The sequence below is a fragment of the Barnesiella intestinihominis YIT 11860 genome (genome assembly GCF_000296465.1).
Lineage (GTDB): Bacteria > Bacteroidota > Bacteroidia > Bacteroidales > Barnesiellaceae > Barnesiella > Barnesiella intestinihominis.
Genome location: NZ_JH815203.1, coordinates 313,212 through 338,825 on the forward strand (window position 1 = coordinate 313,212; position 25,614 = coordinate 338,825).

Here is a 25,614-nt window from a genome sequence, read left to right on the forward strand (position 1 = left end):
ATCAATATGGCAAAATTAAAATCACAGTCACAGAAATATGTTGAGCTGAAGGAGGAAGACTACCTGCTGCTCATCGAGAATACCATCAAGATGGAAGCCCTGAAGATTGCCGGTATCGAAAAGATGCCCATATACAAGGCTATGGAACATATCCTTGAACACGAGCACATCGACCTGCTCGTCAAACCCGTTTCAAGGAGATATTCTTGATTTTTTTAGGTGGACAATAATACACCCCACAAGCAAAATCAATGCTTATCAGTACCAAATGATAGTATATAATAACAATTAATGTAAATCAATGCAAATCAGATGATTAAGAAAGTGGCGCATGTACGGAATTATCTATACCATACATGCGCCACTTTGCTCTATACACTTTTTGATTTCCTTGATTGATAAAAGAAGGTTCTTTTCCAGTGTTTTACAATCCGACTTTTTTATATACTTTTGTCTTCAGTATCAGTTGGTTATTGAAACCCTCTATGTATGCTTATAAGTAGAGATTAGCTTTTTTAAGCGAAACTAACTACTGGTTATCAATCAATTATCAAACAAAAAAAGTTTGCCGTTCCGTAACTCTCTTTTTTCAAGTGGTGCCAACGGGAATCGAACCAGTGACACAAGGATTTTCAGTCCTTTGCTCTACCAACTGAGCTATGGCACCATCATTTTTGCGTGTGCAAAGATAATAGGTTTATTCCAATTTACCAAATATATTGTCGAATTTTTCCGTTCAAAAATATAAATATGCAAACGACGCAAGGGACGAATAAATTCTTATTCTTCGGCAAGAGAATTCCACCCCTGTGCCCGAAGGGTTATCTCGGTATCGTCACGGGTTATCATGCAACAACCCAATTCTGGTTTTGTAATATGTCCTATCACTCGCACTCCGGGGATAGCAGCGACAATGTCGTGCTTTTCGAGAGGTACGGTAAAAAGCAATTCATAATCCTCGCCTCCATTCAATGCAGCAGTCACCAGATTCATATTAAATTCCTCCGCCATAGCTGCCGTCTGGTAATCGATCGGTATCCGGTCTTCATATATACGGCAGCCCACATGACTCTGCGAACAAATGTGCAATAATTCGGAGGAGAGCCCATCAGAAATATCCATCATGGCTGTCGGAACGATCCCGGCTTTATCCAACTCGGCAACAATATCCTTACGGGCTTCTGGTTTCAATTGGCGTTCGAGCAGGTATTCATGTCCTTCGAACGCAGGTTTGAATTCGGTTTCTCCGGCAAACACCCGCTTCTCCCGTTCCAATAGTTGCAATCCCATATAGGCTGCTCCTAAATCGCCGCTGACACAAATCAAATCGTTTTCTTTCGCTCCGTTACGATAGACGACCTTCCCGGGTTCTCCTTCTCCGATACAGGTAATGCTGATAGTCAGCCCCGTCATCGAAGCCGATGTATCTCCCCCGACCAAATCCACCCCGTAGATATCGCAAGCGAGCTGTATGCCGGCATAAAGTTCTTCGAGATTTTCTACCGAAAAACGTTTGGAGACACCCAACGAAACAGTTATCTGACGCGGTGTCCCATTCATGGCATATATGTCGGAAAAATTAACCACCGCCGATTTATACCCCAAATGTTTCAACGGGACATAGGTAAGGTCGAAATGAACACCTTCGAGCAATAAATCGGTTGTAATCAACGTCTGTTTTCCTTGATAGTCGAGCACGGCCGAATCATCTCCCACCCCTTTTAGAGTAGAAGTGTTCTTCAACTGTATATGCCCGGTCAAACGCTCTATCAAACCAAATTCGCCTAACGAGGCAATTTCTGTACGTTTTATTTCTTCCATAAATTATAACAAAGTCCACAAGCTCATGGCTCATGGACTTCTTCTATTTCATATTAAAATTGTTCTACCAGTTCTTTCATAATAAAGCTCATTCTGGGTTGAGCTTCTGCCGCTGCCTTTTGCACCTCTTCGTGAGAACATTTCTCCACAATACCTTCTACCCCCAAATCGGTAATCACCGAAACGGCAAAGACTTCGATACCGGCATGACGCGCGACAATGACTTCGGGAACCGTACTCATGCCCACGGCATCACCGCCTATGATATGAAAGTAACGATACTCGGCCGGGGTTTCGAAAGTAGGTCCCTGTGTACCCACATACACACCTTGCTGTACTTTTATATGATTTTTTTCAGCTATTTCAAGAGCCTTTGCAATCAAACGGCGAGAATACGCCTCGCTCATATCGGGGAATCGTACACCCAATTCCTTATAATTGCGTCCATGCAACGGATGTTCGGGAAAGAGATTGATGTGGTCACGGATAATCATAATATCGCCGATGGCAAAATCGGGATTCATACCTCCGGCTGCATTCGAAACGAAGAGATGCTCTATTCCTAGTTCTTTCATGACACGCACCGGGAAGGTAACTTGTTTCATATCGTATCCCTCGTAATAGTGAAAACGCCCCTGCATAGCCATGACATCTTTCTTTCCCAATTTTCCGAATATCAACTTCCCCTGATGCCCTTCTACTGTCGACACCGGGAAATTGGGAATCTCGGTATAAGGAATTTCAGTCTTGTCTGTAATGTGGTCTACCAACTCGCCCAACCCAGTTCCCAATATAATGGCGGTCTTAGGCATCACCTGAACTTTTGCTGCGATATAGGCGGCTGTTTCTTTAATCTTTTCAATCATCACGTAAATATTTTGGTGAATAATATTCTAAAAAATAGAGTAACCCGAAGGCAAATACAATATCCCTATCGATTCCAATGAGCTACAATCTATTTCCGTTCGTTTTACAAATATAGCACAACCTCCGGTATTTCGGCTCCCCTCCAAAACATTTTTCTTAAATTTTCAGTAAATAATTCTTTCCAATATCTACTTTTTCTCTACCTTTGAATAATAATACCTGAAAAATGAAACAGTTTTTATTTTGTCTAACTATCTCTCTATATGGCAGCATATTGGCTGTGGGACAAACCACCGGGACACTAACCTCTCATAAATTTCAATCAGGAGGAATCGAGCGTAGTTATAAATACTATCAGCCGGCCAATCTCTCATCTGGGGCTCCTCTTGTCTTTGTACTTCATGGCTATGGTGGCACAGCCGATCCAAAAAGATTCGGTATGAATCCTATCGCCGATAAATACGGATTCGCCGTGTGTTATCCGCAAGGCGAACAAGATAAAAAAGGGAAAAACTGCTGGAATGTCGGCTATCCATTTCAGGCCGATATGACTATCGACGATATAAACTTTTTATGCGATCTCGCCTTACACTTTCAAAAGAATTACCGACTAAGCCCGCACAATACATTTTGCACGGGTTACTCCAATGGAGGAGAAATGTGCTATCTTTTAGCGTACAAACGTCCCGATATATTTACAGCAGTAGCTCCTGTTGCCGGGCTTACGCTCGAATGGATGTATCGGGAATTAGAAACAAACCGCCCTATCCCTCTATTCGAAATACACGGAACCGAAGACAAAACCTCTATGTGGAACAGAGACCCGAATAATGAAGGAGGCTGGGGGAAATATATAGCAGTACCTATCGCTGTAAACCATTGGGCTATCCAAAACAGATGCACTCATGAAATTACCGATACGATTGCCTCTATTGATTCTTTATCCAATCATACTATTATCAGCCATAAATACGTCAACGGTATAAACAGAAACGAAGTTTGGTTATACGAAATAAAAGGGGGTAAACATTCATGGGGAGAAAAAGACTTGAATACAAGCGAACATATTTGGCTATTTTTCAGCAAATTCGTCCGTTAGGATACACAAAAACAATATAATAATTACATCAAAACAAATTCATCATGTTCACACAAATCAAAAATTTTTTAGTGCTTCTAATGGTTATTACCATTGCATTCCCTTCGGCATGTAAAACAAAGTATCCTCCACTCCGAATTGGGAACTCCATCGGTATCAAAGACATGAACTACGAACGTCTCAAAGCGATGAAAGATGCCGGTATCGACTGCATAGAAATTACAACAGGTGGATTCATATCCACGAAGAAACCCAAAACAGATGCCGAAATTACGGAGTTGTTGACTCGTACCAAATTAGCAGCCGACTCTGCCGGTATTGAAATTTGGTCTATACACATGCCTTTCGGAAAAGACATCGATATTTCGCAAACCGACGAAAAAATACGAAAAAACAGCGTCGCTCTACACATGAAAGTACTCGAATTTTGTAAAATCATACAACCTAAAATCATTCTTTTCCACCCAAGCTGGTATCTGGGCCACAACGAGCGGAATGAACGTATCGCTCAGTTAGTACGCTCGGTAAATGAGCTCAATCCCAAAGTTAAAGAACTGGGAGCCAAAATGGTTATAGAAAATATGTTAGGATACGAACTCGTGAGAAACGAACAACATGAACGTCCCTTAGGTCGTACAGTAGAAGAAGTCAAACTCATCATGAAACAACTTCCTAAAAATGTATATTCTGCCATCGACATGAATCACATCGATAACCCAGAACTGCTCATACAGGCTATGGGCAAACGATTAAAATCTGTTCACATCGCCGACGGTGACGGACGACACGAGTGTCATTACATGCCTAACCCTTGTAGCGGGAAAGGAGACAACAATTGGATAAAAATACTAAAAGAGCTCTACAAAGCCGGATATACAGGGCCTTTTATGTATGAAGTAAAAACATCGGAATACAAAGAGTTCAAAGACCTCTATAACTGTTATCAAAACCTCTATCAAAATTTTATCGACTCAAACAAATAAAAACACATACACTATTATGAAAGATTTGAAAGACATATTATCGCATTTTTTTCTTGCCGGAAAAATTCTCGAAATTAAGCCATTAGGAGCAGGACTCATCAACGATTCTTATAAAGTAACCACCGTCGCCCCCGATACCCCCGACTATGTTTTACAGAGAATCAATCACTCGATCTTCAAAGATGTGGATATGCTGCAAAATAATTTTTACCAAGTCACGACTCATATCCGCCACAAATTAGAAACCAAAGGAGAAACCGATATAGACCGCAAGGTTTTAACCTTAATACCGACAACCGATGGTAAATTATACTATTTCGATGGAGAAAGTTATTGGAGAATACTCATCTTCATTCCAAACGCAAAAAGCTACGAAGCCGTAACCCCGGAATTCTCATATTATGCCGGACAAGCATTCGGTAATTTCCAAGCTATGCTGTCGGATATTCCAGTGGAACTGGGTGAAACGATTCCAGATTTTCACAATATGGAATTCCGATTAAAACAACTGCAAGAAGCCATAACAGCCGATCCTGTCGGTCGTGTGGCCTCCGTCAAACCCATCATCGACGAGCTAGACAAACGAGCCGACGCCATGTGTTTGGCCGAAAGATTGCATCGAGAAGGGAAATTGCCCAAACGCATTTGCCACTGCGACACCAAAGTGAATAACATGATGTTCGATGAAAACGGTCATGTATTATGCGTGATCGATCTCGATACAGTCATGCCCAGCTACATATTTTCCGACTTCGGTGATTTCATGCGAACGGCAGCCAATACCGGAGAAGAGGACGACAAGAATTTGGACAACGTCAATTTCAATATGGAAATATTTAAAGCATTTACCAAAGGATACTTAGAAACTGCTAAATCGTTTCTCACCGACATCGAAATCGACAATCTGCCCTATGCTGTTACCTTGTTTCCTTATATGCAAACCGTACGTTTCCTGACAGACTATATCAACGGCGACACCTATTACAAGATAAAATACCCCGAACACAATTTAGTTCGTACAAAGGCTCAATTCAAACTTCTACAAAGTGCCGAAGCCGCTATCCCCAAAATGAAGGCTTACATCAAAGAATGTTTGGGTAAATAAATCCATACTGCCCAATGAAAGAAAAAGAGCTCCCGAATAATTCGGGAGCTCTTTTTCTTTCATTGAAAACTCCTTAAAAAAATTCAAAACCCACTCTTTCTCCTCTTGGTTTTGGTTACCTTTGCACACTCAAATTCGAAACCAAGAATCATGAACTCCCCCAAAGGACTCTTCTACGCTATCATTTCTTCATCGACATTCGGGCTTGTACCCCTATTTGCCATACCTGCTTTACAAGCCGGTATCCCCCTCAACTCAGTAGTATTTTATCGATTCCTATTTTCCTCAATCTTGCTCGGCATTATACTCTGTATACGAAAAACGAACTTCAAAATCTCAGGGAAACAAGCCCTCATCATTTTCGGGTTGGCGTTTTTATATGCGGCCACTTCCCTTCTTCTGACAAAATCATATCTGTACATTCCTAGCGGATTGGCTACTACCCTACACTTCCTTTATCCTGTACTCGTAACCTTACTGATGGTTACTTTTTTCAAAGACAAAGTTTCCGTCTCCATCATCATTGCAACAATAATGGCTATCGGCGGTGTCTACTTATTAAGCGGAAGCGAAGGCGGTACACTTAATTCCACAGGATTGGCATTAGCTCTCACAACCGTATTGACCTATGCCTCTTATATCGTCGGAATAAACAAATCGAGCGTAAGCGATATGGACGGTTTAAAACTCACGTTCTACGTTTTACTATCGGGTGCATTCATTTTCTTGTTGAACTTAATCGTAAATCGGGAAATGCTTACTCCCATACCCTCTTGGGAAATCGGCGTTGATCTTATTCTTCTAGCCTTAGTGCCTACACTTATATCTGATCTAACCCTTATTCTTGCCGTCCAGCATGTCGGTTCGACGACAACGGCAGTATTGGGTTGCATGGAACCTTTAACAGCAGTCATTATGGGTGTATTATTTCTGGATGAAAGTTGTAACTTCATACAAAGTATCGGTATTTGTATCATACTCATCGCTGTAACCACTGTTATCATAGCTCGTAATCCCCACGAAATAAAAAAGGGTCTGCAACTTATCCCCAAACTACTGCATAAATCAAGAGTCAAGTGATAGATGGCGAATGGGGCCGTTTTCTCTCACGACCGTTGTTTTCAGCTATCTCTACCCAATAAACACCCACACAAATAAGAAGCATAGCACCCAACTGTTCCCAAGAGAATCTATCCTGTCCTACCAGAAATGAAACAATCGAAGCGACGACCAAAATTAAATACCCATATATAGCCACGACTGTCGTACTCAGATATTTGAGACCTGTCGGTATTAGTAAATAACTGATAACAGTTGGAAATATCAATACAAACAGCAATAAGGCAATAGGCCAAAAATGTAGCGGAGGTGTAGTTAAAGACGCTTCATATCCAACAAAAGCCATAACGATAAGACTCGATACAGCCGCTCCTGAAAACGTATAACGCATAAGTGTATAAGGGCCTGTTCGTTTCAAAAACCGATTACTCAATATCAGATATACGGCATAAATCACAGAACTCACCAAACAAAAAAGATTACCGGAAAAAGCATCCGAAGCCAAATCATCGCTCTTTTGTGTTGAAATACAGAGTAGAGCCCCACCTAATCCTACTAAAATACCGACAATTTTCATCACAGTCGCTTTCTCATTAAAAAAGAAAACCGACAAAATAAAAACCCAAATGGGCTGCATAGAAGTAAAAATAGCCGCCGATACCGGAGTCGTTTTACTAAGTCCCATTAAATAGGAAAACATATAACCATAAATGCCGACAGCCCCCAACAAAAACAGATAAATTTTATCTTTTACCGAAGCCGTCTCCGGTTTTGCCCAATACCCTATGATCCAAAAAGCCACGGCTGCAAAAACACAACGAAAAGTCACACCGGTTAGCGGGGCGATCCACAAAGGCAACAAATATCGTAACGCATTTACGTTTAATCCGCTAAACGTTTTTGAAACGACCATAGCCAAATTGGCTTCCTGAATTTTATTTGTCATAACTTTTCCAGAGATTTATCACTATCACAACTATCATTAAACAAAAACGTATGGCGAAGATAATATGCCCCTAAAACGACAAGTAGTGTTATAACCAAATTAAATATAAATGCAAACTGCTGAGTATGAATATGGAATAGAGATTGTAATGTATCGATAATCGTAGGACAAAGTAAGATAGCCAAATAATTCATAGACATGACAAATGCGAGAGCCAAAGTCACTTTATCGGGTGTAGCTACTCTCGTTGTCTGATCATAAATAACAGGTTGCATCACCCCATACCCGAACCCGATAAATATGGCTCCAAGTCCCAATATCCATTCATTGCCCGACAACAATATCAGAACCATACCTCCTGCCATACACAATAGACTCACACATTTTGTAAACGACCCAAAAATCGATAACACTCGATTCAATATGAAACCGGGAGCCATAATAGCTAAATAAAACAAAGAAATAATAATTCCCGAGGATCCCGTGTCGAAATGATATTCCTTCATCAAAAATGGTAAATTGAAGCTAACGATAACAGCTAAATAAGTTACCAGGCCATAAAACAACATGAGAGAAACCAACCTCTTCACTTCTATTTTACCCGATACAGTCACCTTTACTGGGGCTACCGATATAGTATCTCGTTTCAAATAAAAAGACAAAAAGAACGATACCACAGGGAAAAAATAAACAATAAAAGGCAAGTGCCAATTAATCTCTGCCAAATATCCAGTCAATACAGTCGCCGTCACTAACGTTATATTTGTAATCGCAGAACTCAAACCAAACTGTCGAGTACGATATCGACCTATAAAATGGCGAGAAATCAAACCCGTCGACAACGGAACTATCATACCCGAGCCAATACCCAACAACGCACTCACCGCTATTAACTGCCACATTCGGGAAGAAAGCATATATAGCAAACCACTTAATGCAAAAATAATTAATCCAACTTGTAACAAGACGATGTTATTAATACGTTCGGTCAACTTCCCGGATAACAAGATGAAAGGTATAGTCAATAGCGAAGGTAGTGAAGATAACAGTTGTATGTCGAACTCCGAAGAATGCGGAAATATTGTAGACATCTGTCCCAAAATAGGGGAAACAGCTAGACCCGGTAATGCATTTAAAGCTGAAATAGACCATATTCCCAAAAGCGTAATCAAAGGTATAGTCCCTTGTCCAGTTTCTATTTTCATAATCACATCTTTTTTATGCTTGCATTTTCAAAAACAATAATCACCTTCGAATGTTTACCGGTACTATTCTAATATTTTAATAAGTGCCAAATTGTGTATGAATAGACAAATCGGTCAAACTTTCACCTTACAAGGCTGTTGTTTTATCGAAGAGCCGTACAAAATAATCCGGCTTTATAGTTCTAACTCATAAAATTTTATACAATGAAAGATTTGAATTTCAGAGAAGGAGATGCCAAGACAAGTATCTTCGGGTCCAACGAAATGTTGAAACCATCACCGGTAGATCGTATTCCCGATGCACCTACAACACCAGAGATCGCATACCAAATGGTTAAAGACGAAACATTCGCTCAAACACAACCTCGATTAAATCTGGCTACATTCGTAACCACCTACATGGACGACTACGCAACCAAATTGATGAATGAAGCGATCAACATCAACTATATCGATGAAACAGAATATCCGCGTATCGCTGTCATGAATGCCAAATGTATAAATATCATGGCTAACCTTTGGAACTCTCCCGAAGAGGAAAAATGGAAAAGCGGAGCTTTGGCCATAGGTTCTTCCGAAGCCTGTATGCTCGGCGGTGTCGCAGCATGGCTACGTTGGCGTAAGAAACGTCAGGCAGAAGGGAAGCCTACCGATAAACCCAATTTTGTTATCTCTTCGGGATTTCAAGTCGTTTGGGAAAAGTTTGCACAACTTTGGCAAATCGAGATGCGAGAAGTACCCCTGACCCTCGAAAAAACGACCCTCGACCCGGTAGAAGCTTTAAAGATGTGTGATGAAAATACAATTTGCATCGTTCCTATCGAGGGCGTAACTTGGACTGGATTGAACGATGACGTCGAAGCTCTCGACAAAGCCCTCGACGAATTCAACAAAAAAACAGGATATGACATTCCTATCCACGTAGATGCAGCTTCCGGTGGATTTATATTACCTTTCCTCGATCCACACAAAAAATGGGATTTCAGATTAAAATGGGTTCTATCAATCAGTACATCAGGGCACAAATTCGGATTGGTATACCCCGGTCTGGGCTGGGTCGTTTGGAAAGACAAAAAATACCTCCCCGACGAAATGTCATTCAGTGTAAACTATTTAGGAGCGAATATCACACAAGTAGGGCTCAATTTCTCACGCCCGGCAGCTCAAATATTGGGACAATATTACCAATTTATTCGATTGGGATTTCAAGGATACAAAGCCGTCCAATACAATAGTATGCAAATAACCCAATACCTCCACGACGAAATCGGTAAAATGGCTCCATTTGTCAATTACAGCGATCATGTTGAAAACCCATTGTTCATCTGGTATATGAAGCCCGATTACGCAAAAACGGCAAAATGGACTCTATATGACTTGCAAGACAAATTGAAACAAGGCGGCTGGATGGTTCCGGCATATACTCTACCCGAAAATATTCAAAACTATGTAGTCATGCGTATCGTCGTACGTCAAGGGTTCAGCAGGGATATGGCCGACATGTTGCTAAACGATATTCGCGATGCCGTCGCGTCTCTCGAAAAATTGGAATACCCGACCAATACTCGTATCGCACAAGACAAAAATATTGAAGTGAAAGGTTCGGTATTTACCCATACGGGGAACCGCCATAAAACAAAAAAATAGGAATATGAAAAAAACTATTTCGGTTTCCCAAATCAAACAAGCGGTCAACGAAGCGTACGATCTCTATAAAAATAACCAAGACGGTAAGAATGCCGACTATATTCCCTATCTTGCCAACATCGACAAAAACTTGTTCGGTATCAGCGTATGTCTACTGGACGGACAAATTATCGAAGTCGGAGATACTCAATATAAATTCGGTATAGAGTCGGTTTCTAAGGTGCACACCGCCATATTGGTATTACGCCAATATGGCGCAGAAAAGCTCCTTTCCATGATTGGAGCCGATGCGACAGGATTACCGTTCAATTCGATAATCGCTATTTTGTTGGAAAACGATCACCCCTCGACCCCATTGGTTAATGCCGGAGCTATCACCGCATGCAGTATGGTTCAACCAGTTGGTAATCCAAAAGAAAAATGGGCTGCGATAGTGAAAAATATCACTGAACTTTCGGGAAGTGCTCCCGAATTGATAGATGAATTGTATCGCTCCGAATCGGCTACAAATTTCAACAACCGCTCAATTACATGGTTATTGAAAAACTACAACCGTATTTATGACGATCCCGATCTGTCGCTCGACCTCTATACTCGTCAATGCTCTTTGGGAATCACGGCAGAACAGCTTTCTGTATGCGGTGCGACCATAGCCAATAAAGGAGTCAATCCAAAAAACGGAGCAAGAGTATTCGATGCCTCGCTGTCTCCTCAAATTACATCGCTGATAGCGACAGTAGGATTTTACGAACACACCGGAGACTGGCTCTTCACTTCAGGAATCCCTGCAAAAACCGGAGTAGGCGGAGGTGTCATGGGAGTTCTTCCCGGAATCATGGGTATTGCAGCCTTTGCACCCCCTATCGATGCAGCAGGCAACTCGGTTAAGGCTCAACTGGCAATCAAACATATTATGAATAAACTCGACCTGTCGGTATTCAGTGGCGATCAGGTTAATGTCCAGTAAAAACATCTTTCATAGCAAAAAGAAACCCAGATAGAGTAAACTATTTGGGTTTCTTTTTGCTATCTTTGTTCAATATTTTTTCCATATTATCCATATCTTTACCGAAAATTCACATAACATGAAAAACAAAATGATCCAAAAAATAGGTTTAGCCATTACTACCTCTCTTTTATCTTGGAATATTTCATTCGCACAGACAATCGACAGTTATATACCATCGCAAAAGAATATCGAAGCTCGAAAAGAATTTCAAAACAACAAATTCGGAATCTTCATACACTGGGGCATTTACAGCATGTTGGCACAAGGAGAATGGTACATGACCAATCACAACATCGACTGGCGAGAATATGAAAAATTAGCATCAGGATTTTATCCGTCACGGTTTAACGCAGCCGAATGGGTATCGGCAATCAAGGCATCAGGGGCAAAATACATTTGTATTACCAGCCGACACCATGATGGATTTTCTATGTTTCACACCCAACAGTCCGACTTTAATATCGTAGATGCGACACCTTTTAAACGCGATATTTTAAAAGAATTGGCCGACGAATGCCATAAACAAGACATTAAGCTCCATTTGTATTATTCTCATATAGACTGGCGTAGAGAAGATTACCCGGCCGGAGGCAATACCGGAAAAGGAACCGGTCGTCCCAATGGACACGGAGATTGGCCCAGTTATTATCGGTTCATGAATAACCAGCTGACAGAGCTACTAACCAATTACGGGCCGATCGGAGCTATATGGTTCGACGGAGTATGGGACCGTCCCTCCGATTTCGATTGGCAACTAAAAGAGCAATATGATTTGATACACAAGCTACAACCGGCATGCCTCATTGGGAATAATCACCACCGAGACGTATATGCAGGAGAAGATATACAAATCTTCGAAAGAGACGTCCCCGGTGAAAACACAGCAGGCTATTCTACTCAGGCAATAAGCGCCCTCCCATTAGAGACCTGTCAAACTATGAATGGTATGTGGGGGTATAAAATCACCGACCAAAATTACAAATCTACTAAGGCTCTGATCCATTATCTCGTTCGCACGGCCGGACGAAACGCTAACTTGTTATTAAATATAGGTCCGCAGCCCAATGGAGAGCTCCCGGCTTTGGCGATAGACCGTTTAAATGGTATGGGTAAGTGGCTATCGAAATACGGCGAAACCATTTACGACAGCAGAGGTGGCGATATTCCCCCACATAGCTGGGGAGTATCCACCCGAAAAGGGAATCGCCTCTTTATCCATATTTTGGACTTGAAAGAAAATGGACTCTATATACCACTGAAAGTCCCAATAAAAAAGGCAATGAAATTTTCCAATCAAGCTCCCATCGAATTCAAACAAGATAAAGACGGTACATTATTGAAATTTCCCCAAATACCGGACGAAATCGACTACATCGTAGAGCTCGTACTAAAATAGTACAAAATCAACGAAAAGGACGATGCTAAAACCGATACCTGCCGGCCTACGGTTTTTGTGTCTCCTTATCTTGTGCATTGAATTTTTGCAATAGGCTCGTCACATAGACCGTAAAAATAGGGAACATCATCATACCCAATGCAGCCAAAACGACCGAAAGAATCTTTCCGGTAGCGGTAACGGCATAGATGTTCGAACCTACTGTCGTCACGTCCATAAAAGCCCACCACAAAGCATCGGTATACCGAGTAACCATTGGATTAACCGCATGTTCTAAAACAAAAAATATAAGACTCGAAAAGTAAACTGTCGCCATAAGCATGGTAACATACGAAATAAACAAGCTCGATATTTTATTATAGGATAACCACCCTACCACGATAGCCAAAGCATATCCGCTTCTCACTAACGGAATAAACCGAAGAAAATAATAAGTCTCGGAAGAAAAATTTAAATTCAAATAGGAAAATATATTCAAATAAGGTATCGATACGAGAAAAAAGATAAATCGGTTTCTAAGATATTTCCATTTATGATCGGATAAAACAAATTCCAACAAAAAATCGAACATAAAGAAACTGCATATCCATAATTGTATTTCCATATAATTCCCTTGATTCAAGAAAGATATGTTACGAAATGTATCTATCGATATGGTTATAATCAGAAAAACCGATAACAATAAAATCAATATGTGCAATATGCCATAAATTCTCGACTCATAATTTCTCCACCCCCCGATTATATTTTTTCCCATTTTTCTTTCCTCATAAATTATGCGACGATAAAACAACAAGCGACCGACGTTTGTTTATCTACACGAATGTAGATGCTCCTATTAGTAAACTTAATATCAACAAATATGGCAAACATCGGAAAATCAGTAAAATTAGGCGTATTTACGCTTGCAATTATGAATGTAACGGCTGTCGTATCCCTCCGGGGACTACCTGCCGAAGCTGAATATGGAGTCAGTTCAGCGTTCTATTATCTATTCGCAGCCTTAGTATTCCTCATTCCTACGGCGCTAGTCGCAGCCGAACTGGCTGCCATGTTTCAAGACAAGCAAGGCGGAGTCTTTCGTTGGGTAGGAGAAGCATTCGGTAAAAAAGCCGGATTCCTTGCCATTTGGTTACAATGGATAGAAAGTACTATTTGGTATCCTACCGTACTAACCTTTGGAGCTGTCGCCATAGCATTTATAGGCATGGATCATACAGGGGACATGTTATTGGCTTCCAACCGTTTCTACACATTAGCGGTCGTACTATTCATTTATTGGCTAGCGACATTCATCTCATTGAAAGGTTTAGGCTGGGTAGGAAAAGTCGCCAAAATAGGCGGTTTGGTCGGTACAATCATTCCCGCCGGACTTTTAGTCATTTTGGCAATTGTATATCTACTAATGGGAGGTAAATCCCAAATGGATTTTTCAGGCAACTTCCTCCCCGATTTCACCAATTTCGACAATCTCGTTTTAGCCGCCAGTATCTTCTTATTCTATGCCGGAATGGAGATGGGCGGTATACACGTAAAAGATATAAATAATCCGTCTAAAAATTATCCCAAAGCCGTTTTCATAGGCTCCGCCATTACAGTCCTAATCTTTGTTTTAGGTACATTCGCCCTCGGGATCATTATTCCTCAAAAAGATATCAACCTAACACAAAGTCTTTTAGTCGGATTCGACAACTATTTCAACTTTATTAAAGCGTCTTGGTTATCCCCCATAATAGCCATAGCTCTTGCATTCGGTGTTTTAGCCGGAGTACTGACTTGGGTAGCCGGTCCGTCAAAAGGAATCTTCGCAGTAGGCCGTGCCGGATACCTTCCTCCTTTTTTCCAAAAAACCAATAAAATAGGAGTACAGAAAAATATTCTTTATTTACAAGGAGGTGCAGTTACATTATTAAGTCTATTATTCGTTATTATGCCTTCGGTACAAAGTTTTTACCAAATCATGTCTCAGTTAACGGTAGTTCTTTATCTGATTATGTATATGTTAATGTTCTCTGCCGCAATTTATCTACGATACAATATGAAAAAAACCAATCGCCCATTCCGAATAGGAAACAAAGGAAACGGATTAATGTGGTTCATAGGAGGATTGGGATTCTGCGGTTCGCTTCTTGCCTTCGTTCTAAGTTTTATTCCTCCTAGTCAAATATCGGTCGGCAGTAATGCCGTATGGTTTTCTGTTCTCATTATAGGAGCCCTGATAGTCGTTATCGCGCCATTTATTATTTATTCATCTCGCAAACCCAGTTGGACAAACAGCGACAGCCAATTCGAACCATTCCATTGGGAAGAAACCACACCGAACACACCAACTTCAAGCCCGGCAAATGAATCGAATGAAACCTCTCCCGGTAAATAATCTCATACAAATACAAACAAAAAAGCTGACACGATTTTACGTGTCAGCTTTTTTTTGTCGATAGTAAAATATAATTACTCCGCCGGCTTAACATTCCATACGAACAAAGCTAAAACGAATGATAAAATCGAAGCCCCTATCCAGAAAATAGAAACCGGTAAAAAATCATACGTCACAACACCGTCGGATACAACCTTAAAATTCTCTATTAGTGTACCCGATATCACATCTTGTAAACCGGCTGCAATATAACTCGCCATACCAACGACACCCAATGCCGCACCGGTCGCATTACGAGGAACAATATCGACAGCCATCAACCCTCCCAAGAAACAAATCAGCACCCCGATAGCAATACCGAAAAGAATCATACTTATCACATTGAGTACAAGGCTATCTCCTCCCAACAGGAATAAGGTCAATGCAATCGTATTGAGCACACCGAAAATAAAAGCCGGCATATTTCTTTTCCCCTTGAAAAATTTATCGGAAAACCAGCCAGAAAGCACAGTTCCGAATATTCCTAACAGAGCATTTATACCAATCACCGTAGTTGCCAATTCCAACGAATACCCTTTTTCCATCTCCAAGAAACGTACTCCCCAACTGTTCACCGCATATCGGCTAACATACATAAACGCACTGGCCAATGCCAAAATCCAGACGTACGGATTCTTCAATACTCCTTTCTGAGCCTTATTGGTCGATTCTTTCGGCGGATTTCCTACATGAGGAAGCCCTCTACTTTCCGGACTATCATGTAAAAAGAAAATAATAATAACGACTCCTATTGCACCTGCTATAAAAGAACCGACAAAACCGGCTTGCCACCCGAGCCAACCTACGACAGACCCAACGAATATAAAAGATAAAAACTCTCCTAAATTATGACTAGCACTGAAAAATCCATAATAAGTTCCTCGCTCTTTCGGCGGAAACCAGCGAGATAATGCAATAATGGCAGGACCAGCCCCCATCGATTGAGACCAACCGTTTATCGCCCACATAATAAAAAAGCAGACAAAAAACGCCATAGACGATAGCCCGACTAACCCACTCGTCATACCCAATAATCCTACAATAAGGTTAGCGACCGATGAGACAATTAGTCCGGTTGCCATAAATCGCTTAATATTAGAGTGGTCGGCCATAAAACTATTGACAAATTTTCCAATAGCATACGCAAAAAGGAGAGCCGAACCGACAATACCCAATTGTTGATCATTCAACATTCCACTTTCGACGATAGGTGTCTTTACCACGTTTAATCCCGTACGGCAAACATAATAAAGACTATACCCCAATGTCCCGGCAAAAAAACTTTGTAGTCTCAATTTCTTTGTCAGCTTCACAGCCTCTTCATCAGTTAATGACACGGGCCTTTCTGCCGGAGGTAAAGCCCGATAAAAGTCAATAATTTTTTTTAGCATCTTTCTTTATTTTTGAATTAGATTTAATCGCGTGTTTCGTTCTATATTGTTTTTGTTTCGTTTCGTATGCAAATGTAATGAAAAAATGAACTATAAAAATATTTTTTACCTATTAATATACTCACATTCCCGAAAGGTAGAGAAACAGTAATGTAAACATATAATTTCCCCTTTATACTTTTCACCCACAAAGAACTTTCATCACTACATATTTGTTATTATTCAAAACAGTAATCATGAAATTAAAACGTATAGAAGCAATATTTACCCCACCGGCATCTCACATGGTCGGCGACGGATTCAAAGTACACCAATTCATTCCTAGTGTAAAGGGGCTGGACATGAAGCGTATGGACCCATTCCTGATGCTCGACTACAATGCCAAACAGCATGTCGAAGCAAGTTCGAAACCCAAAGGTGTAGGAGTTCACCCTCATAGGGGATTCGAAACCGTAACCTTAGCCTACAAAGGCCGGATCGCCCACCACGATAGCGCCGGAAATGCAGGAGTTATCGGTGAAGGTGATGTTCAATGGATGACAGCGGCTTCGGGAGTCCTCCATAAGGAATATTACGAAGAAGAATGGGCTCGGGAAGGAGGTGATTTTCAAATGGTACAACTATGGGTAAACCTGCCACGGAAGTACAAAGAAGAGAAGCCTCGTTATCAAGCCTTAGCGTCCAATGATTTCGAACGAGTCTATCTATCGGGGAATAATAGCTATATAGAAATAATCGCCGGAGAATATGCAGGGAAAAAAGGAAAGGCAATGACATTCTCTCCGATTCATTTAATGAATGCCCGACTCACACAAGGTGATAAAGCCGAATTTTCCTTCCCCAAAGATTATACAACCTTTTTATTAGTCATCGAAGGGAACATCTATATAAATGAATCTATCGATGTAAAAGCAGACCATTTATTGCTATTTGCATACGAAGGAGAAACATTCTCAATCACTGCATCGAAAAATAGCGTTGTATTAATAGTTTCAGGAGAGCCCTTAAAAGAATCTATCGCAGCATACGGGCCATTCGTAATGAACACACAAAAAGAATTGGTTCAAGCCTTCGAAGATTTCAACAAGGGTAAATATGGTATATTGAACGACTAAAAATATCAACTATGGCAAAAGTAAAGAAAAAGAGTACAAAGAAAAAAAACGACGAGTCGTCTATTTACTCTGGTGTAGCTATCAATATAGCCGACGATTGCAAAACGAGTAAAAAAATGGTCAAAGATTGGACTAAAATCATGAACAACAATGCCAACTCGTCTCCTTTGTACAATGATCCGCAAGAGAAAAACAAATAGAAAGATAAATTTTTCTCTTTCCCGATAATTTTACAGTTATTTTCATACCTTTGAGGAAACAGACAGATTTTATCTATAATCCTCAAATCGTATGAGTATGAATACACGTCTGCTCCTCATAACCTTTTTATGCGTATTCTCTATTGGACAATGCATTGCCCAAACATGGTACACAGGTAAAGACAACTTTCGTCAGGCAATTTTCCAAGACAGTATTCTATCCGATTACAATTATCAAGCCGAAAAAGATATCGTCAACGTAACCGAAACCGATATACACCCGGGAGAAGGGTTTCGTCCTTCTTTATCGTTGGACATTGCCAATCGAAATAATCGGGAAAACAAAAAATATCCGGTATATCGGCAAAACCAAACAGGGACAATCACAAAAGCCGGATATGTAGAAAAAACTGTATGGGGAGTGGTATGGGGATATGGCAACTCTTCAAATTTCCACGCATTGCTTCTCCGAGCCGGCAACCCGGATCCATACGGCTACCATATTCCCGAATTACAATACAGCATCATCACTGTTGCCGAGGGAGATACAATCTTCCATGCGCCGTGGAATACATTGTCTTCCCCATATATCAATCCCGAAACAGATTACAACCGCATACACGTTGTTCCCGTTAACGGAGGATACGAAATATTCATCGGAAAAGAGCGGGAATGCCGCATAGGAATTTGCCACGACGACAGACTCTTCGGAAGTTCGGCAGGAGTCTATATAGGAAGCGGAGCGAAAATAAAAATGAAAAACTGGTCTCTTTCTCCGGTTGAATATATAGAGCGAAAAGTCTTTCTGACAGCCGATAAATTATATGAATATTTGAATATAAGCACAAACGAAATTGAAGGTTTTTACGAACCTCTACAATCCGTTTCTGCCTCGGACAATATTCGATTAGGCGGGAATTATCAACTCGCTGCAATTTCTACTCAACAGTATATTCTGCTCCTTTACGTCAATGGAGCACAAAGATTCCAAGATCAATGGGAAACCGGTATGATCAAAGCAATTTTAAAACCTACCGGGCTTGTGAACATCTTCAATGTCACTTGGTTTGATGCTGAACATAAACCATTGAAAGATGGCGTAAAAGCGGTCATATTGTCCAATCATATCATTTCTATCTATTTCGATAAAGAAGGTGTGATACTAAAATGGGCACAAACCGGCAATAAGAAAGAATTCGACACTCCTTTTCATTATTCCATGTATCGAGATATACTCTACAATACTACACTCATACCGTCTTTCTTTATCTCTTCATTGTAAATATTATCCGAAAAAAGAAGCCAAAGGTGCAACAGTATCAAAAAACGAATATTGTTGAAATGAATAAAAAAACTTGCATATCATTCACTTTTTTTATAAAAACAGGTATACTCCAAAGTGCTCTATTCTTTATATAATATTTAAAAATCAACACATTACAAATAATCCGTATCTTTTTCTCATTTAAATTTTATTAATTTGCAGGTCGATATCGCCGTATCATCATTTTCATGACAACAAGTAGTGTTGCTACCGGGCGATAAAAATTACTCGACGAAAACGCTTCGCCATATTTAAAGTTCAGAACAGGCGGACAACTCTGCGTTTTCTTCTTTTATTATGCCCGATCGGAGTTGGCGGGCAACGAACATTAAATTCAGCCTTATGAAAAAAACATCTTACTTGATGGTAGGAACCATCCTACTCGCAAATGTCCTCAATGTTTCCGCACAAGGAACAACCAGAAAAATAATCACAGAGAAAAAAACTTCTCAGGGACGTATGGTCGATCCCCAATCCGAGGTTATCACTGCACCCCAAATCGCCGAATTAGAAGTAAGCCAAACAAAATGCGACACTACATTCCGATTCGACCATGACGGTACTGTCGACCTTCAAAATGCCAGAGCATTAGCACTGTCGGCCTTTCAAAAACATCATGACGCAGACATCATTGTCGGTGCTTTGATGAACACCCGTATGACTGCCCAATATATCGAAGTAAACATCGAAGGATTCCCTGCTCGTTATAGCAAAATACGTCCTGCTACACGGGAAGACTTGTGGATGCTCGACTTTATCAACTACGGAAACAAAAGTAAAAATACTGACGCCATAAAAAAATAACGATTCTTTCACCCTCACAGAATAATACATTGCATCATGAAAAAATTACTCTTCCTTTCATTCTGTCTGATATGGCTCCCTCTGTTTTCTTCGGCTCAAATCATTCAAGGAGAATCGACTACTACTCAAACATTATTCGTTCCTGAAAAGAAAATTCCCGAAAAAGGATATCCCCGCTATCAAGGAGACATCTACTTAGGTTACGCAGGTGACGATATTTGCCTCTCTTTAACGACAACTCACGGCATACGTATTAACAAATACCTGTTTGCCGGAGCGGGAATCGGTATAGAATACGGCGACCTGTGGTTTTATCACGACAGATATAAAGATTGGCTATGTGAGACCTCCAATATACCTTTATTCATCAACTTAAAAGGATACTATCCAGTAGCTAAAAAGATAGAACCATACGTCAGTTTATCCCTCGGTTATGCATACAATATAGACGAATACTCCGGATTCTATTGCGATGCCAGTATAGGAATACGACTATGGAAATTTTGCGTGGGTATAGGATTCATACACCATGAATGCACAGGATTAACCGGTGAAGACTATTATAACAATACTTTTGAAGATGAACTATGGACAAGAAATAAGTTCCAAGTTAAAATAGGATTCCAGTGGTAGAACTCAACGAAAGTTAAAAAGTAGACGACTGTTTGAGTAAATTCAAACAGTCGTCTACTTTTCTATACATTTACCAAATAAAGACCCTTAATATGAACGGGCGAACAAAACCCGACGAGCCGAAGGTTTTCCGGTAACCATGCAAACACCCGGAGTCGTATCGCCATCGAACGGGATACAGCGAATCGTCGCTTTCGTCTCTTCCTTAATACGTTCCTCCGTTTCGGTGGTTCCGTCCCAGTGAGCGAGAATAAAGCCACCTTCCTCGATTTTCTCTTTAAACTCATCATAGCTGTCAACTGTAATCGTATGTTCCTGACGATATTTAAGAGCCTTTTGGAAAATATTAGCTTGTATCTCGTCGAGCAATGTTTTTACCACCTGCTCTATATTCTCGACAGACATGGTCTCCTTCTCCAACGTATCGCGGCGCATCACCTCGACAGTTCCGTTTTCGAGATCACGGCCACCCATAACCAAACGTACAGGTACTCCCTTTAACTCATAATCGGCAAACTTGAATCCCGGACGCTTGTTATCGGCATTGTCATATTTTACGGATATTCCCATAGTTCGCAGCTTATCGGCAATTTCGTTCGCCTTCGCATCGATAGCTTGCAACTGCTCGGCATTCTTATAGATAGGAATAATAACCACCTGTATAGGAGCCAACTTCGGTGGCAATACCAACCCGTTATCATCGGAATGGGTCATGATAAGTGCACCCATCAAACGAGTGGAAACACCCCAAGAGGTAGCCCATACGTATTCGAGTTCATTATTCTTATTGATAAACTGAACGTCGAATGCCTTAGCAAAGTTCTGTCCCAAGAAATGAGAAGTTCCCGACTGCAACGCTTTTCCATCTTGCATCATCGCCTCGATCGTATAAGTATCGAGAGCACCTGCAAATCGCTCGTTGGCCGACTTGACACCTTTCACTACCGGTACAGCCATAAAATTCTCGGCAAAATCGGCATAAACATCAAGCATTCGACGAGCTTCGGTTTCGGCTTCTTCACGAGTAGCATGTGCCGTGTGTCCCTCTTGCCACAAAAATTCGGCAGTGCGCAAAAACAGGCGGGTGCGCATTTCCCAACGGAACACGTTTGCCCACTGATTACACAAAATAGGTAAATCGCGATAGGATTGTATCCAGTTCTTATAAGTATTCCAAATAATTGTTTCAGAAGTAGGACGGATAATCAATTCCTCTTCCAATTTAGCAGACGGGTCTACGACCACGCCCGAACCGTCGGCTGCATTTTTTAACCGGTAGTGTGTAACCACGGCGCATTCTTTGGCAAATCCTTCGACATGCTCGGCTTCCCGGCTCAAAAACGACTTGGGTATCAACAACGGAAAATAAGCATTTACATGTCCTGTCGCCTTAAACATATCGTCGAGCTGACGTTGCATTTTTTCCCAAATCGCATATCCATAGGGCTTTATTACCATGCACCCCCGTACTGCCGATTGCTCCGCTAAATCGGCTTTCACAACCAAGTCGTTGTACCACTGAGAATAATTATCGGCACGCTTGGTCAAATCTTTCAACTCTTTTGCCATTATTTTATGCTGTTAATTTATTACACAAGAATTTTTATATCCTCTATTCTACATTTTCGTGCAAAAATAGAGAAAAAGCCGATAAGTTAAAAACAAATTCCTGTGAAACAACGAGAGCTATCGTTTATCCAATTCTCCCCGACGAGCCATGTCTACCATTTTCTCTCCCGGAATCAAATATATATCGAGGCGACGATTCCGTGCCCGTCCTTCCAAAGTTTCATTCGAAGCAATCGGATCGAACGCACCGGCTTCATAAATAACGACAAAATCCGTATTTCCTCCATTTCGCGTAAACCAATCGCGAACAGCATGAGCACGGGCTCGGGTCAAATCAAGACTATAAGCCTCCGAACCCGTATCGTCACTATGCATCACCAACATGACATGATAGAAATCGGGTACTCGCAAAGCGGCCAAAAAAGGTCGCAAATAAATGTCGGCCCTATCGCTCAACACGGTATCGTTCGGTAAAAAAAGATTCGAAGCCGATAAGGTCGCTTTAAGAACTTCATAATTGCGAATTAACTTCAAATCGGACAACCGAGCTTTTTGCAAACGTTTCATTTCCCTAGATTGGGCAGTCCGTATCTTACGAGCCTGTTTACCTAAATCTGGAATAGAAAGATTTTCATCGAGAGTCAACTGCGTAATATCTATATGTCCCGTTTTATCGGAAGCTCGCTCCTTTTCCCCACCCGAAAACCAAGAAGATATTTTATTCGCAGCTTTCTGAAAAATATTCTGTGAAGAAACACCTACCGGGGAAAAACATATAACGACCGCCAATAATATAAATACGATTTTTCTCATAGAACCCTAATCAAAAAACGCCCAAAGACTCTTCATAATCCAATTCTCCCCGAACCAGAAACGGCATATCCTCGTCTTCTATTTTCACCCCGTCTTTATGTGCGCTTTTACAAGCAAAAGCAATAATGTCCTCTTCATCAAGTTCTACTTCTTCTCCGGCCTGCTCGTCGAACAACCCCTTTTGATCGTAGTAATCATACACAACATCGGTAACATAGATAATATCGTCATGGGTATATTTTTCCTTCAACTCTTGCGGCAATACATTTAATATATATCGAACAGCATCGTCTTCGTCGTATGCAAACAAATCTTCTTCCTGACTCATAGCTTCATTTTTTTATTGGGTAAAAGTACAAATCCAAAATGTCTTTTGCAAATCGATGAAAAAAAAATAAGTTTTTTTGTTGCTATAAAAAAAATATTATCTACATTTGCAGTATACTATTAAACTAATACACATAAACAGTATAACACTACAAATTGTAAACACCATGTTACAAATTGAAAATCTTGAATTTAGTTATCACAAAAAAGGGAACCCTATCTTCAATGGGATAAACCTGACTATACAGCCCGGCTCGGTTTACGGGCTCTTAGGGAAGAACGGGATCGGGAAATCGACCCTTCTTTACATGATGTGCGGATTGATGTTTCCTCACAAAGGTTCTATCCGGTTCGATGGGATTGAAGTAAAACGCCGATTACCCGAAACCTTAGAGAAAATTTTCCTTGTGCCCGAAGAATTCGATCTCCCTTCCATATCGATCGACGATTATGTCCGTCGGAACAGTGTGTTTTATCCCAACTTCAACATCGATCAATTCAATCAATATCTTTCCGATTTTGAGTTAGAACACACAAAAAATCTAGCCAAAACTTCTATGGGACAAAAGAAAAAATATTTGGTCAGTTTCGCTCTTGCGACAAACACACCTTTATTACTCATGGACGAACCGACCAACGGTATGGACATTCCTTCAAAAAGCCAATTCCGTAAAGTCATTGCATCGGGTATGAACGAGCAAAAAAGCATAGTCATATCTACCCATCAAGTACGCGACTTAGAAAACATGATCGATCACATCACCATACTCGACAACGGACTTCTACTACTCGATGCCGATACCCACACGATAAGCTCTCGACTTCGGTTCATTAAAGGAGGCAACGAAAGTGAGATTGCCGGTGCATTCTATAAAGTATCGACTATCGCGGGATATAGTGCTATATTGCCCAATGAAACCGATGAAGAGTCGCTAATCGATATTGAAATGCTCTTCAACTGTACAATAGGTGACCCCGAAGTAATTCATAATATATTCAATTCCTCCGCAAAATAATACGAACATGAAAGAAACCGATATCATCGATCCCGTACGAATCGGGAAATTCAGTTTAGGCTATTTCAGATGGTCTGTGACGGCCCATATATTCCAGCCCAAACGTTTTTGGAAATATTGCACCAAACAAGTATATGAATGGAAAAGAGGACTCTCCCTGCAATTTATATCCTTGACCGGCATTTATACATTATTGATGTTTATTTTCCATACGGACGGCCAGCCGTTCATTACATCAAGCGGTGCACAAATGCTTATTTGGCTCGGATTTTTCATCTATATCGCCAAAAGCAGTTCAAGTCTCGCCGACCAAATAGGGATACGTTCTAAACGAGTAGTCTATCTTACCGTTCCGGTATCGATAGCCGAAAAATATATCGCACATCTATTGTCGACCATTGTCCTATATCCTTTACTATTTTTCGCAGCCATTGTCGTAGCCCAATATGCATCGGAGCTAATATCTTCTACCATAAGAGGCGAAATATTCAATCCGGGAACACCTTTGCAGGGTTGCTTCTCGATGTGGAAAAACAGTGGGTTTACCACGATATTCTTTGTTACCTCCGTACTTAGCACAATCGCGACATTCACACTCGGCGCCACATTGTGGCAGAAGAACAGCTTCTTGAAAACGGTATCGGCTCTTTTTCTTTTTTCTATTGTATTTTCATTTTCTTGCTCCTTATTTCTGACAAATGAAGAAATCGGCTCAGCCGTTTCCTACCTTTTTATAGGAAAATTTTTCGATAACAGCTCAAATTTCTTTTGGCTTATAAATACCGTCCAAATCGCCGAGACAATTATTTTAGGATACATCGGATATTTGAGACTGAAAGAATTGGAAATAAATGAAACCAAACGATAGC

25 protein-coding genes and 1 tRNA gene are annotated in these 25,614 nt (G+C 40.8%); 16 read left to right on the top strand and 10 right to left on the bottom strand.

Annotated elements, in window-relative coordinates; translation table 11 throughout:
- Nucleotides 1-6 precede the first annotated feature (6 nt).
- Entirely contained in the window at nucleotides 7-210 is a 204-nt protein-coding gene (locus HMPREF9448_RS01455; protein ID WP_004303920.1) for a hypothetical protein, read from the top strand.
- Nucleotides 211-594: 384 nt separating this feature from the next.
- Here the strand turns inward: HMPREF9448_RS01455 and HMPREF9448_RS01460 are convergent.
- The 3 genes from HMPREF9448_RS01460 to HMPREF9448_RS01470 form a co-directional block, all read right to left on the bottom strand.
- Nucleotides 595-667, bottom strand: a tRNA-Phe gene (locus HMPREF9448_RS01460).
- 113 nt (nucleotides 668-780) lie between these two features.
- Nucleotides 781-1,821: a thiamine-phosphate kinase gene (thiL, locus tag HMPREF9448_RS01465; protein WP_008860802.1), complete on the bottom strand. Its 1,041-nt coding sequence runs from the start codon at nucleotides 1,819-1,821 to the stop codon at nucleotides 781-783.
- Between the two features lie 53 nt (nucleotides 1,822-1,874).
- Entirely contained in the window at nucleotides 1,875-2,687 is an 813-nt protein-coding gene (locus HMPREF9448_RS01470) for a purine-nucleoside phosphorylase (RefSeq protein WP_008860803.1), read from the bottom strand.
- Nucleotides 2,688-2,914: 227 nt separating this feature from the next.
- Here HMPREF9448_RS01470 and HMPREF9448_RS01475 point away from each other — a divergent pair, with 227 nt between their 5' ends.
- The 4 genes from HMPREF9448_RS01475 to HMPREF9448_RS01490 all read left to right on the top strand — a co-directional run bounded on the left by HMPREF9448_RS01475 (nucleotide 2,915) and on the right by HMPREF9448_RS01490 (nucleotide 6,955).
- Nucleotides 2,915-3,787, top strand: a complete 873-nt coding sequence (locus HMPREF9448_RS01475) for a CE1 family esterase (protein ID WP_008860804.1) — start codon at nucleotides 2,915-2,917, stop codon at nucleotides 3,785-3,787.
- A 44-nt stretch (nucleotides 3,788-3,831) separates the two neighbouring features.
- Nucleotides 3,832-4,770: a sugar phosphate isomerase/epimerase family protein gene (locus HMPREF9448_RS01480; RefSeq protein WP_008860805.1), complete on the top strand. Its 939-nt coding sequence runs from the start codon at nucleotides 3,832-3,834 to the stop codon at nucleotides 4,768-4,770.
- Nucleotides 4,771-4,786: 16 nt separating this feature from the next.
- Nucleotides 4,787-5,875, top strand: coding sequence for a phosphotransferase enzyme family protein (locus tag HMPREF9448_RS01485; protein WP_008860806.1), 1,089 nt, complete (start codon nucleotides 4,787-4,789; stop codon nucleotides 5,873-5,875).
- Between the two features lie 150 nt (nucleotides 5,876-6,025).
- Nucleotides 6,026-6,955, top strand: a complete 930-nt coding sequence (locus tag HMPREF9448_RS01490) for an EamA family transporter (protein ID WP_008860807.1) — start codon at nucleotides 6,026-6,028, stop codon at nucleotides 6,953-6,955.
- On the opposite strand, the gene HMPREF9448_RS01495 is transcribed toward HMPREF9448_RS01490, so the two are convergent.
- Together HMPREF9448_RS01495 and HMPREF9448_RS01500 are read right to left on the bottom strand one after the other, a co-directional pair.
- The gene (locus tag HMPREF9448_RS01495) at nucleotides 6,948-7,880 is read right to left on the bottom strand and encodes a DMT family transporter (protein ID WP_008860808.1); all 933 of its coding nucleotides are present in this window, start codon (nucleotides 7,878-7,880) and stop codon (nucleotides 6,948-6,950) included. The genes HMPREF9448_RS01490 and HMPREF9448_RS01495 overlap by 8 nt on opposite strands.
- Nucleotides 7,877-9,085, bottom strand: a complete 1,209-nt coding sequence (locus HMPREF9448_RS01500; protein ID WP_008860809.1) for an MFS transporter — start codon at nucleotides 9,083-9,085, stop codon at nucleotides 7,877-7,879. The genes HMPREF9448_RS01495 and HMPREF9448_RS01500 overlap by 4 nt, the downstream gene beginning before the upstream one ends.
- A 204-nt stretch (nucleotides 9,086-9,289) precedes the next feature.
- On the opposite strand from HMPREF9448_RS01500, the gene HMPREF9448_RS01505 reads away from it, so the two are divergent.
- The 3 genes from HMPREF9448_RS01505 to HMPREF9448_RS01515 all read left to right on the top strand — a co-directional run bounded on the left by HMPREF9448_RS01505 (nucleotide 9,290) and on the right by HMPREF9448_RS01515 (nucleotide 13,137).
- A complete protein-coding gene (locus HMPREF9448_RS01505) occupies nucleotides 9,290-10,732 on the top strand; it encodes a glutamate decarboxylase (RefSeq protein WP_008860810.1) in 1,443 nt (480 codons plus the stop codon).
- A 4-nt stretch (nucleotides 10,733-10,736) separates the two neighbouring features.
- On the top strand, nucleotides 10,737-11,699 hold the full coding sequence (glsA, locus tag HMPREF9448_RS01510; RefSeq protein WP_008860811.1) for a glutaminase A: 963 nt from the start codon (nucleotides 10,737-10,739) through the stop codon (nucleotides 11,697-11,699).
- Nucleotides 11,700-11,817: 118 nt separating this feature from the next.
- Nucleotides 11,818-13,137, top strand: coding sequence for an alpha-L-fucosidase (locus HMPREF9448_RS01515; RefSeq protein ID WP_008860812.1), 1,320 nt, complete (start codon nucleotides 11,818-11,820; stop codon nucleotides 13,135-13,137).
- A 46-nt stretch (nucleotides 13,138-13,183) separates the two neighbouring features.
- Here HMPREF9448_RS01515 and HMPREF9448_RS01520 read toward each other — a convergent pair whose 3' ends face one another.
- A complete protein-coding gene (locus HMPREF9448_RS01520; protein WP_051008882.1) occupies nucleotides 13,184-13,894 on the bottom strand; it encodes a potassium channel family protein in 711 nt (236 codons plus the stop codon).
- Between the two features lie 105 nt (nucleotides 13,895-13,999).
- Between HMPREF9448_RS01520 and gadC the strand changes: the two genes are divergently transcribed.
- On the top strand, nucleotides 14,000-15,514 hold the full coding sequence (gene gadC, locus HMPREF9448_RS01525) for a putative glutamine/gamma-aminobutyrate antiporter GadC (protein ID WP_008860814.1): 1,515 nt from the start codon (nucleotides 14,000-14,002) through the stop codon (nucleotides 15,512-15,514).
- A 74-nt stretch (nucleotides 15,515-15,588) separates the two neighbouring features.
- On the opposite strand, the gene HMPREF9448_RS01530 is transcribed toward gadC, so the two are convergent.
- Nucleotides 15,589-16,944 (bottom strand): MFS transporter, encoded by a 1,356-nt coding sequence (locus HMPREF9448_RS01530; protein ID WP_008860815.1) that lies wholly within the window; start codon nucleotides 16,942-16,944, stop codon nucleotides 15,589-15,591.
- Between the two features lie 236 nt (nucleotides 16,945-17,180).
- Between HMPREF9448_RS01530 and HMPREF9448_RS01535 the strand changes: the two genes are divergently transcribed.
- From HMPREF9448_RS01535 to HMPREF9448_RS01555, 5 genes are all read left to right on the top strand, one after another.
- Nucleotides 17,181-18,059, top strand: coding sequence for a pirin family protein (locus HMPREF9448_RS01535; protein ID WP_008860816.1), 879 nt, complete (start codon nucleotides 17,181-17,183; stop codon nucleotides 18,057-18,059).
- Between the two features lie 11 nt (nucleotides 18,060-18,070).
- The gene (locus HMPREF9448_RS01540; RefSeq protein WP_008860817.1) at nucleotides 18,071-18,259 is read left to right on the top strand and encodes a hypothetical protein; all 189 of its coding nucleotides are present in this window, start codon (nucleotides 18,071-18,073) and stop codon (nucleotides 18,257-18,259) included.
- Between the two features lie 91 nt (nucleotides 18,260-18,350).
- Complete coding sequence (locus tag HMPREF9448_RS01545) at nucleotides 18,351-19,541, top strand: hypothetical protein (RefSeq protein ID WP_008860818.1); 1,191 nt, start codon at nucleotides 18,351-18,353, stop codon at nucleotides 19,539-19,541.
- 384 nt (nucleotides 19,542-19,925) lie between these two features.
- Entirely contained in the window at nucleotides 19,926-20,387 is a 462-nt protein-coding gene (locus HMPREF9448_RS01550) for a hypothetical protein (RefSeq protein WP_147401619.1), read from the top strand.
- A gap of 36 nt (nucleotides 20,388-20,423) precedes the next feature.
- Entirely contained in the window at nucleotides 20,424-21,020 is a 597-nt protein-coding gene (locus tag HMPREF9448_RS01555; RefSeq protein ID WP_008860820.1) for a hypothetical protein, read from the top strand.
- 87 nt (nucleotides 21,021-21,107) lie between these two features.
- Here the strand turns inward: HMPREF9448_RS01555 and proS are convergent, their stop codons facing one another.
- From proS to HMPREF9448_RS01570, 3 genes are all read right to left on the bottom strand, one after another.
- Entirely contained in the window at nucleotides 21,108-22,589 is a 1,482-nt protein-coding gene (proS, locus tag HMPREF9448_RS01560) for a proline--tRNA ligase (RefSeq protein ID WP_008860821.1), read from the bottom strand.
- Between the two features lie 117 nt (nucleotides 22,590-22,706).
- Nucleotides 22,707-23,402, bottom strand: a complete 696-nt coding sequence (locus tag HMPREF9448_RS01565) for an OmpA family protein (RefSeq protein WP_008860822.1) — start codon at nucleotides 23,400-23,402, stop codon at nucleotides 22,707-22,709.
- A 10-nt stretch (nucleotides 23,403-23,412) separates the two neighbouring features.
- On the bottom strand, nucleotides 23,413-23,730 hold the full coding sequence (locus tag HMPREF9448_RS01570) for a hypothetical protein (RefSeq protein WP_008860823.1): 318 nt from the start codon (nucleotides 23,728-23,730) through the stop codon (nucleotides 23,413-23,415).
- 166 nt (nucleotides 23,731-23,896) lie between these two features.
- On the opposite strand from HMPREF9448_RS01570, the gene HMPREF9448_RS01575 reads away from it, so the two are divergent.
- The gene (locus HMPREF9448_RS01575) at nucleotides 23,897-24,745 is read left to right on the top strand and encodes an ABC transporter ATP-binding protein (RefSeq protein WP_040295807.1); all 849 of its coding nucleotides are present in this window, start codon (nucleotides 23,897-23,899) and stop codon (nucleotides 24,743-24,745) included.
- Between the two features lie 7 nt (nucleotides 24,746-24,752).
- Complete coding sequence (locus HMPREF9448_RS01580) at nucleotides 24,753-25,613, top strand: hypothetical protein (RefSeq protein WP_008860825.1); 861 nt, start codon at nucleotides 24,753-24,755, stop codon at nucleotides 25,611-25,613.
- Nucleotide 25,614 lies beyond the last annotated feature (1 nt).

Bases quoted from the DNA above. Each gene is read 5' to 3' on its own strand.
- HMPREF9448_RS01455 (WP_004303920.1), top strand. From the start codon at position 7: ATGGCAAAATTAAAATCACAGTCACAGAAATATGTTGAGCTGAAGGAG.
- thiL (WP_008860802.1), bottom strand. From the start codon at position 1,821: ATGGAAGAAATAAAACGTACAGAAATTGCCTCGTTAGGCGAATTTGGT.
- HMPREF9448_RS01470 (WP_008860803.1), bottom strand. From the start codon at position 2,687: ATGATTGAAAAGATTAAAGAAACAGCCGCCTATATCGCAGCAAAAGTT.
- HMPREF9448_RS01475 (WP_008860804.1), top strand. From the start codon at position 2,915: ATGAAACAGTTTTTATTTTGTCTAACTATCTCTCTATATGGCAGCATA.
- HMPREF9448_RS01480 (WP_008860805.1), top strand. From the start codon at position 3,832: ATGTTCACACAAATCAAAAATTTTTTAGTGCTTCTAATGGTTATTACC.
- HMPREF9448_RS01485 (WP_008860806.1), top strand. From the start codon at position 4,787: ATGAAAGATTTGAAAGACATATTATCGCATTTTTTTCTTGCCGGAAAA.
- HMPREF9448_RS01490 (WP_008860807.1), top strand. From the start codon at position 6,026: ATGAACTCCCCCAAAGGACTCTTCTACGCTATCATTTCTTCATCGACA.
- HMPREF9448_RS01495 (WP_008860808.1), bottom strand. From the start codon at position 7,880: ATGACAAATAAAATTCAGGAAGCCAATTTGGCTATGGTCGTTTCAAAA.
- HMPREF9448_RS01500 (WP_008860809.1), bottom strand. From the start codon at position 9,085: ATGAAAATAGAAACTGGACAAGGGACTATACCTTTGATTACGCTTTTG.
- HMPREF9448_RS01505 (WP_008860810.1), top strand. From the start codon at position 9,290: ATGAAAGATTTGAATTTCAGAGAAGGAGATGCCAAGACAAGTATCTTC.
- glsA (WP_008860811.1), top strand. From the start codon at position 10,737: ATGAAAAAAACTATTTCGGTTTCCCAAATCAAACAAGCGGTCAACGAA.
- HMPREF9448_RS01515 (WP_008860812.1), top strand. From the start codon at position 11,818: ATGAAAAACAAAATGATCCAAAAAATAGGTTTAGCCATTACTACCTCT.
- HMPREF9448_RS01520 (WP_051008882.1), bottom strand. From the start codon at position 13,894: ATGGGAAAAAATATAATCGGGGGGTGGAGAAATTATGAGTCGAGAATT.
- gadC (WP_008860814.1), top strand. From the start codon at position 14,000: ATGGCAAACATCGGAAAATCAGTAAAATTAGGCGTATTTACGCTTGCA.
- HMPREF9448_RS01530 (WP_008860815.1), bottom strand. From the start codon at position 16,944: ATGCTAAAAAAAATTATTGACTTTTATCGGGCTTTACCTCCGGCAGAA.
- HMPREF9448_RS01535 (WP_008860816.1), top strand. From the start codon at position 17,181: ATGAAATTAAAACGTATAGAAGCAATATTTACCCCACCGGCATCTCAC.
- HMPREF9448_RS01540 (WP_008860817.1), top strand. From the start codon at position 18,071: ATGGCAAAAGTAAAGAAAAAGAGTACAAAGAAAAAAAACGACGAGTCG.
- HMPREF9448_RS01545 (WP_008860818.1), top strand. From the start codon at position 18,351: ATGAGTATGAATACACGTCTGCTCCTCATAACCTTTTTATGCGTATTC.
- HMPREF9448_RS01550 (WP_147401619.1), top strand. From the start codon at position 19,926: ATGAAAAAAACATCTTACTTGATGGTAGGAACCATCCTACTCGCAAAT.
- HMPREF9448_RS01555 (WP_008860820.1), top strand. From the start codon at position 20,424: ATGAAAAAATTACTCTTCCTTTCATTCTGTCTGATATGGCTCCCTCTG.
- proS (WP_008860821.1), bottom strand. From the start codon at position 22,589: ATGGCAAAAGAGTTGAAAGATTTGACCAAGCGTGCCGATAATTATTCT.
- HMPREF9448_RS01565 (WP_008860822.1), bottom strand. From the start codon at position 23,402: ATGAGAAAAATCGTATTTATATTATTGGCGGTCGTTATATGTTTTTCC.
- HMPREF9448_RS01570 (WP_008860823.1), bottom strand. From the start codon at position 23,730: ATGAGTCAGGAAGAAGATTTGTTTGCATACGACGAAGACGATGCTGTT.
- HMPREF9448_RS01575 (WP_040295807.1), top strand. From the start codon at position 23,897: ATGTTACAAATTGAAAATCTTGAATTTAGTTATCACAAAAAAGGGAAC.
- HMPREF9448_RS01580 (WP_008860825.1), top strand. From the start codon at position 24,753: ATGAAAGAAACCGATATCATCGATCCCGTACGAATCGGGAAATTCAGT.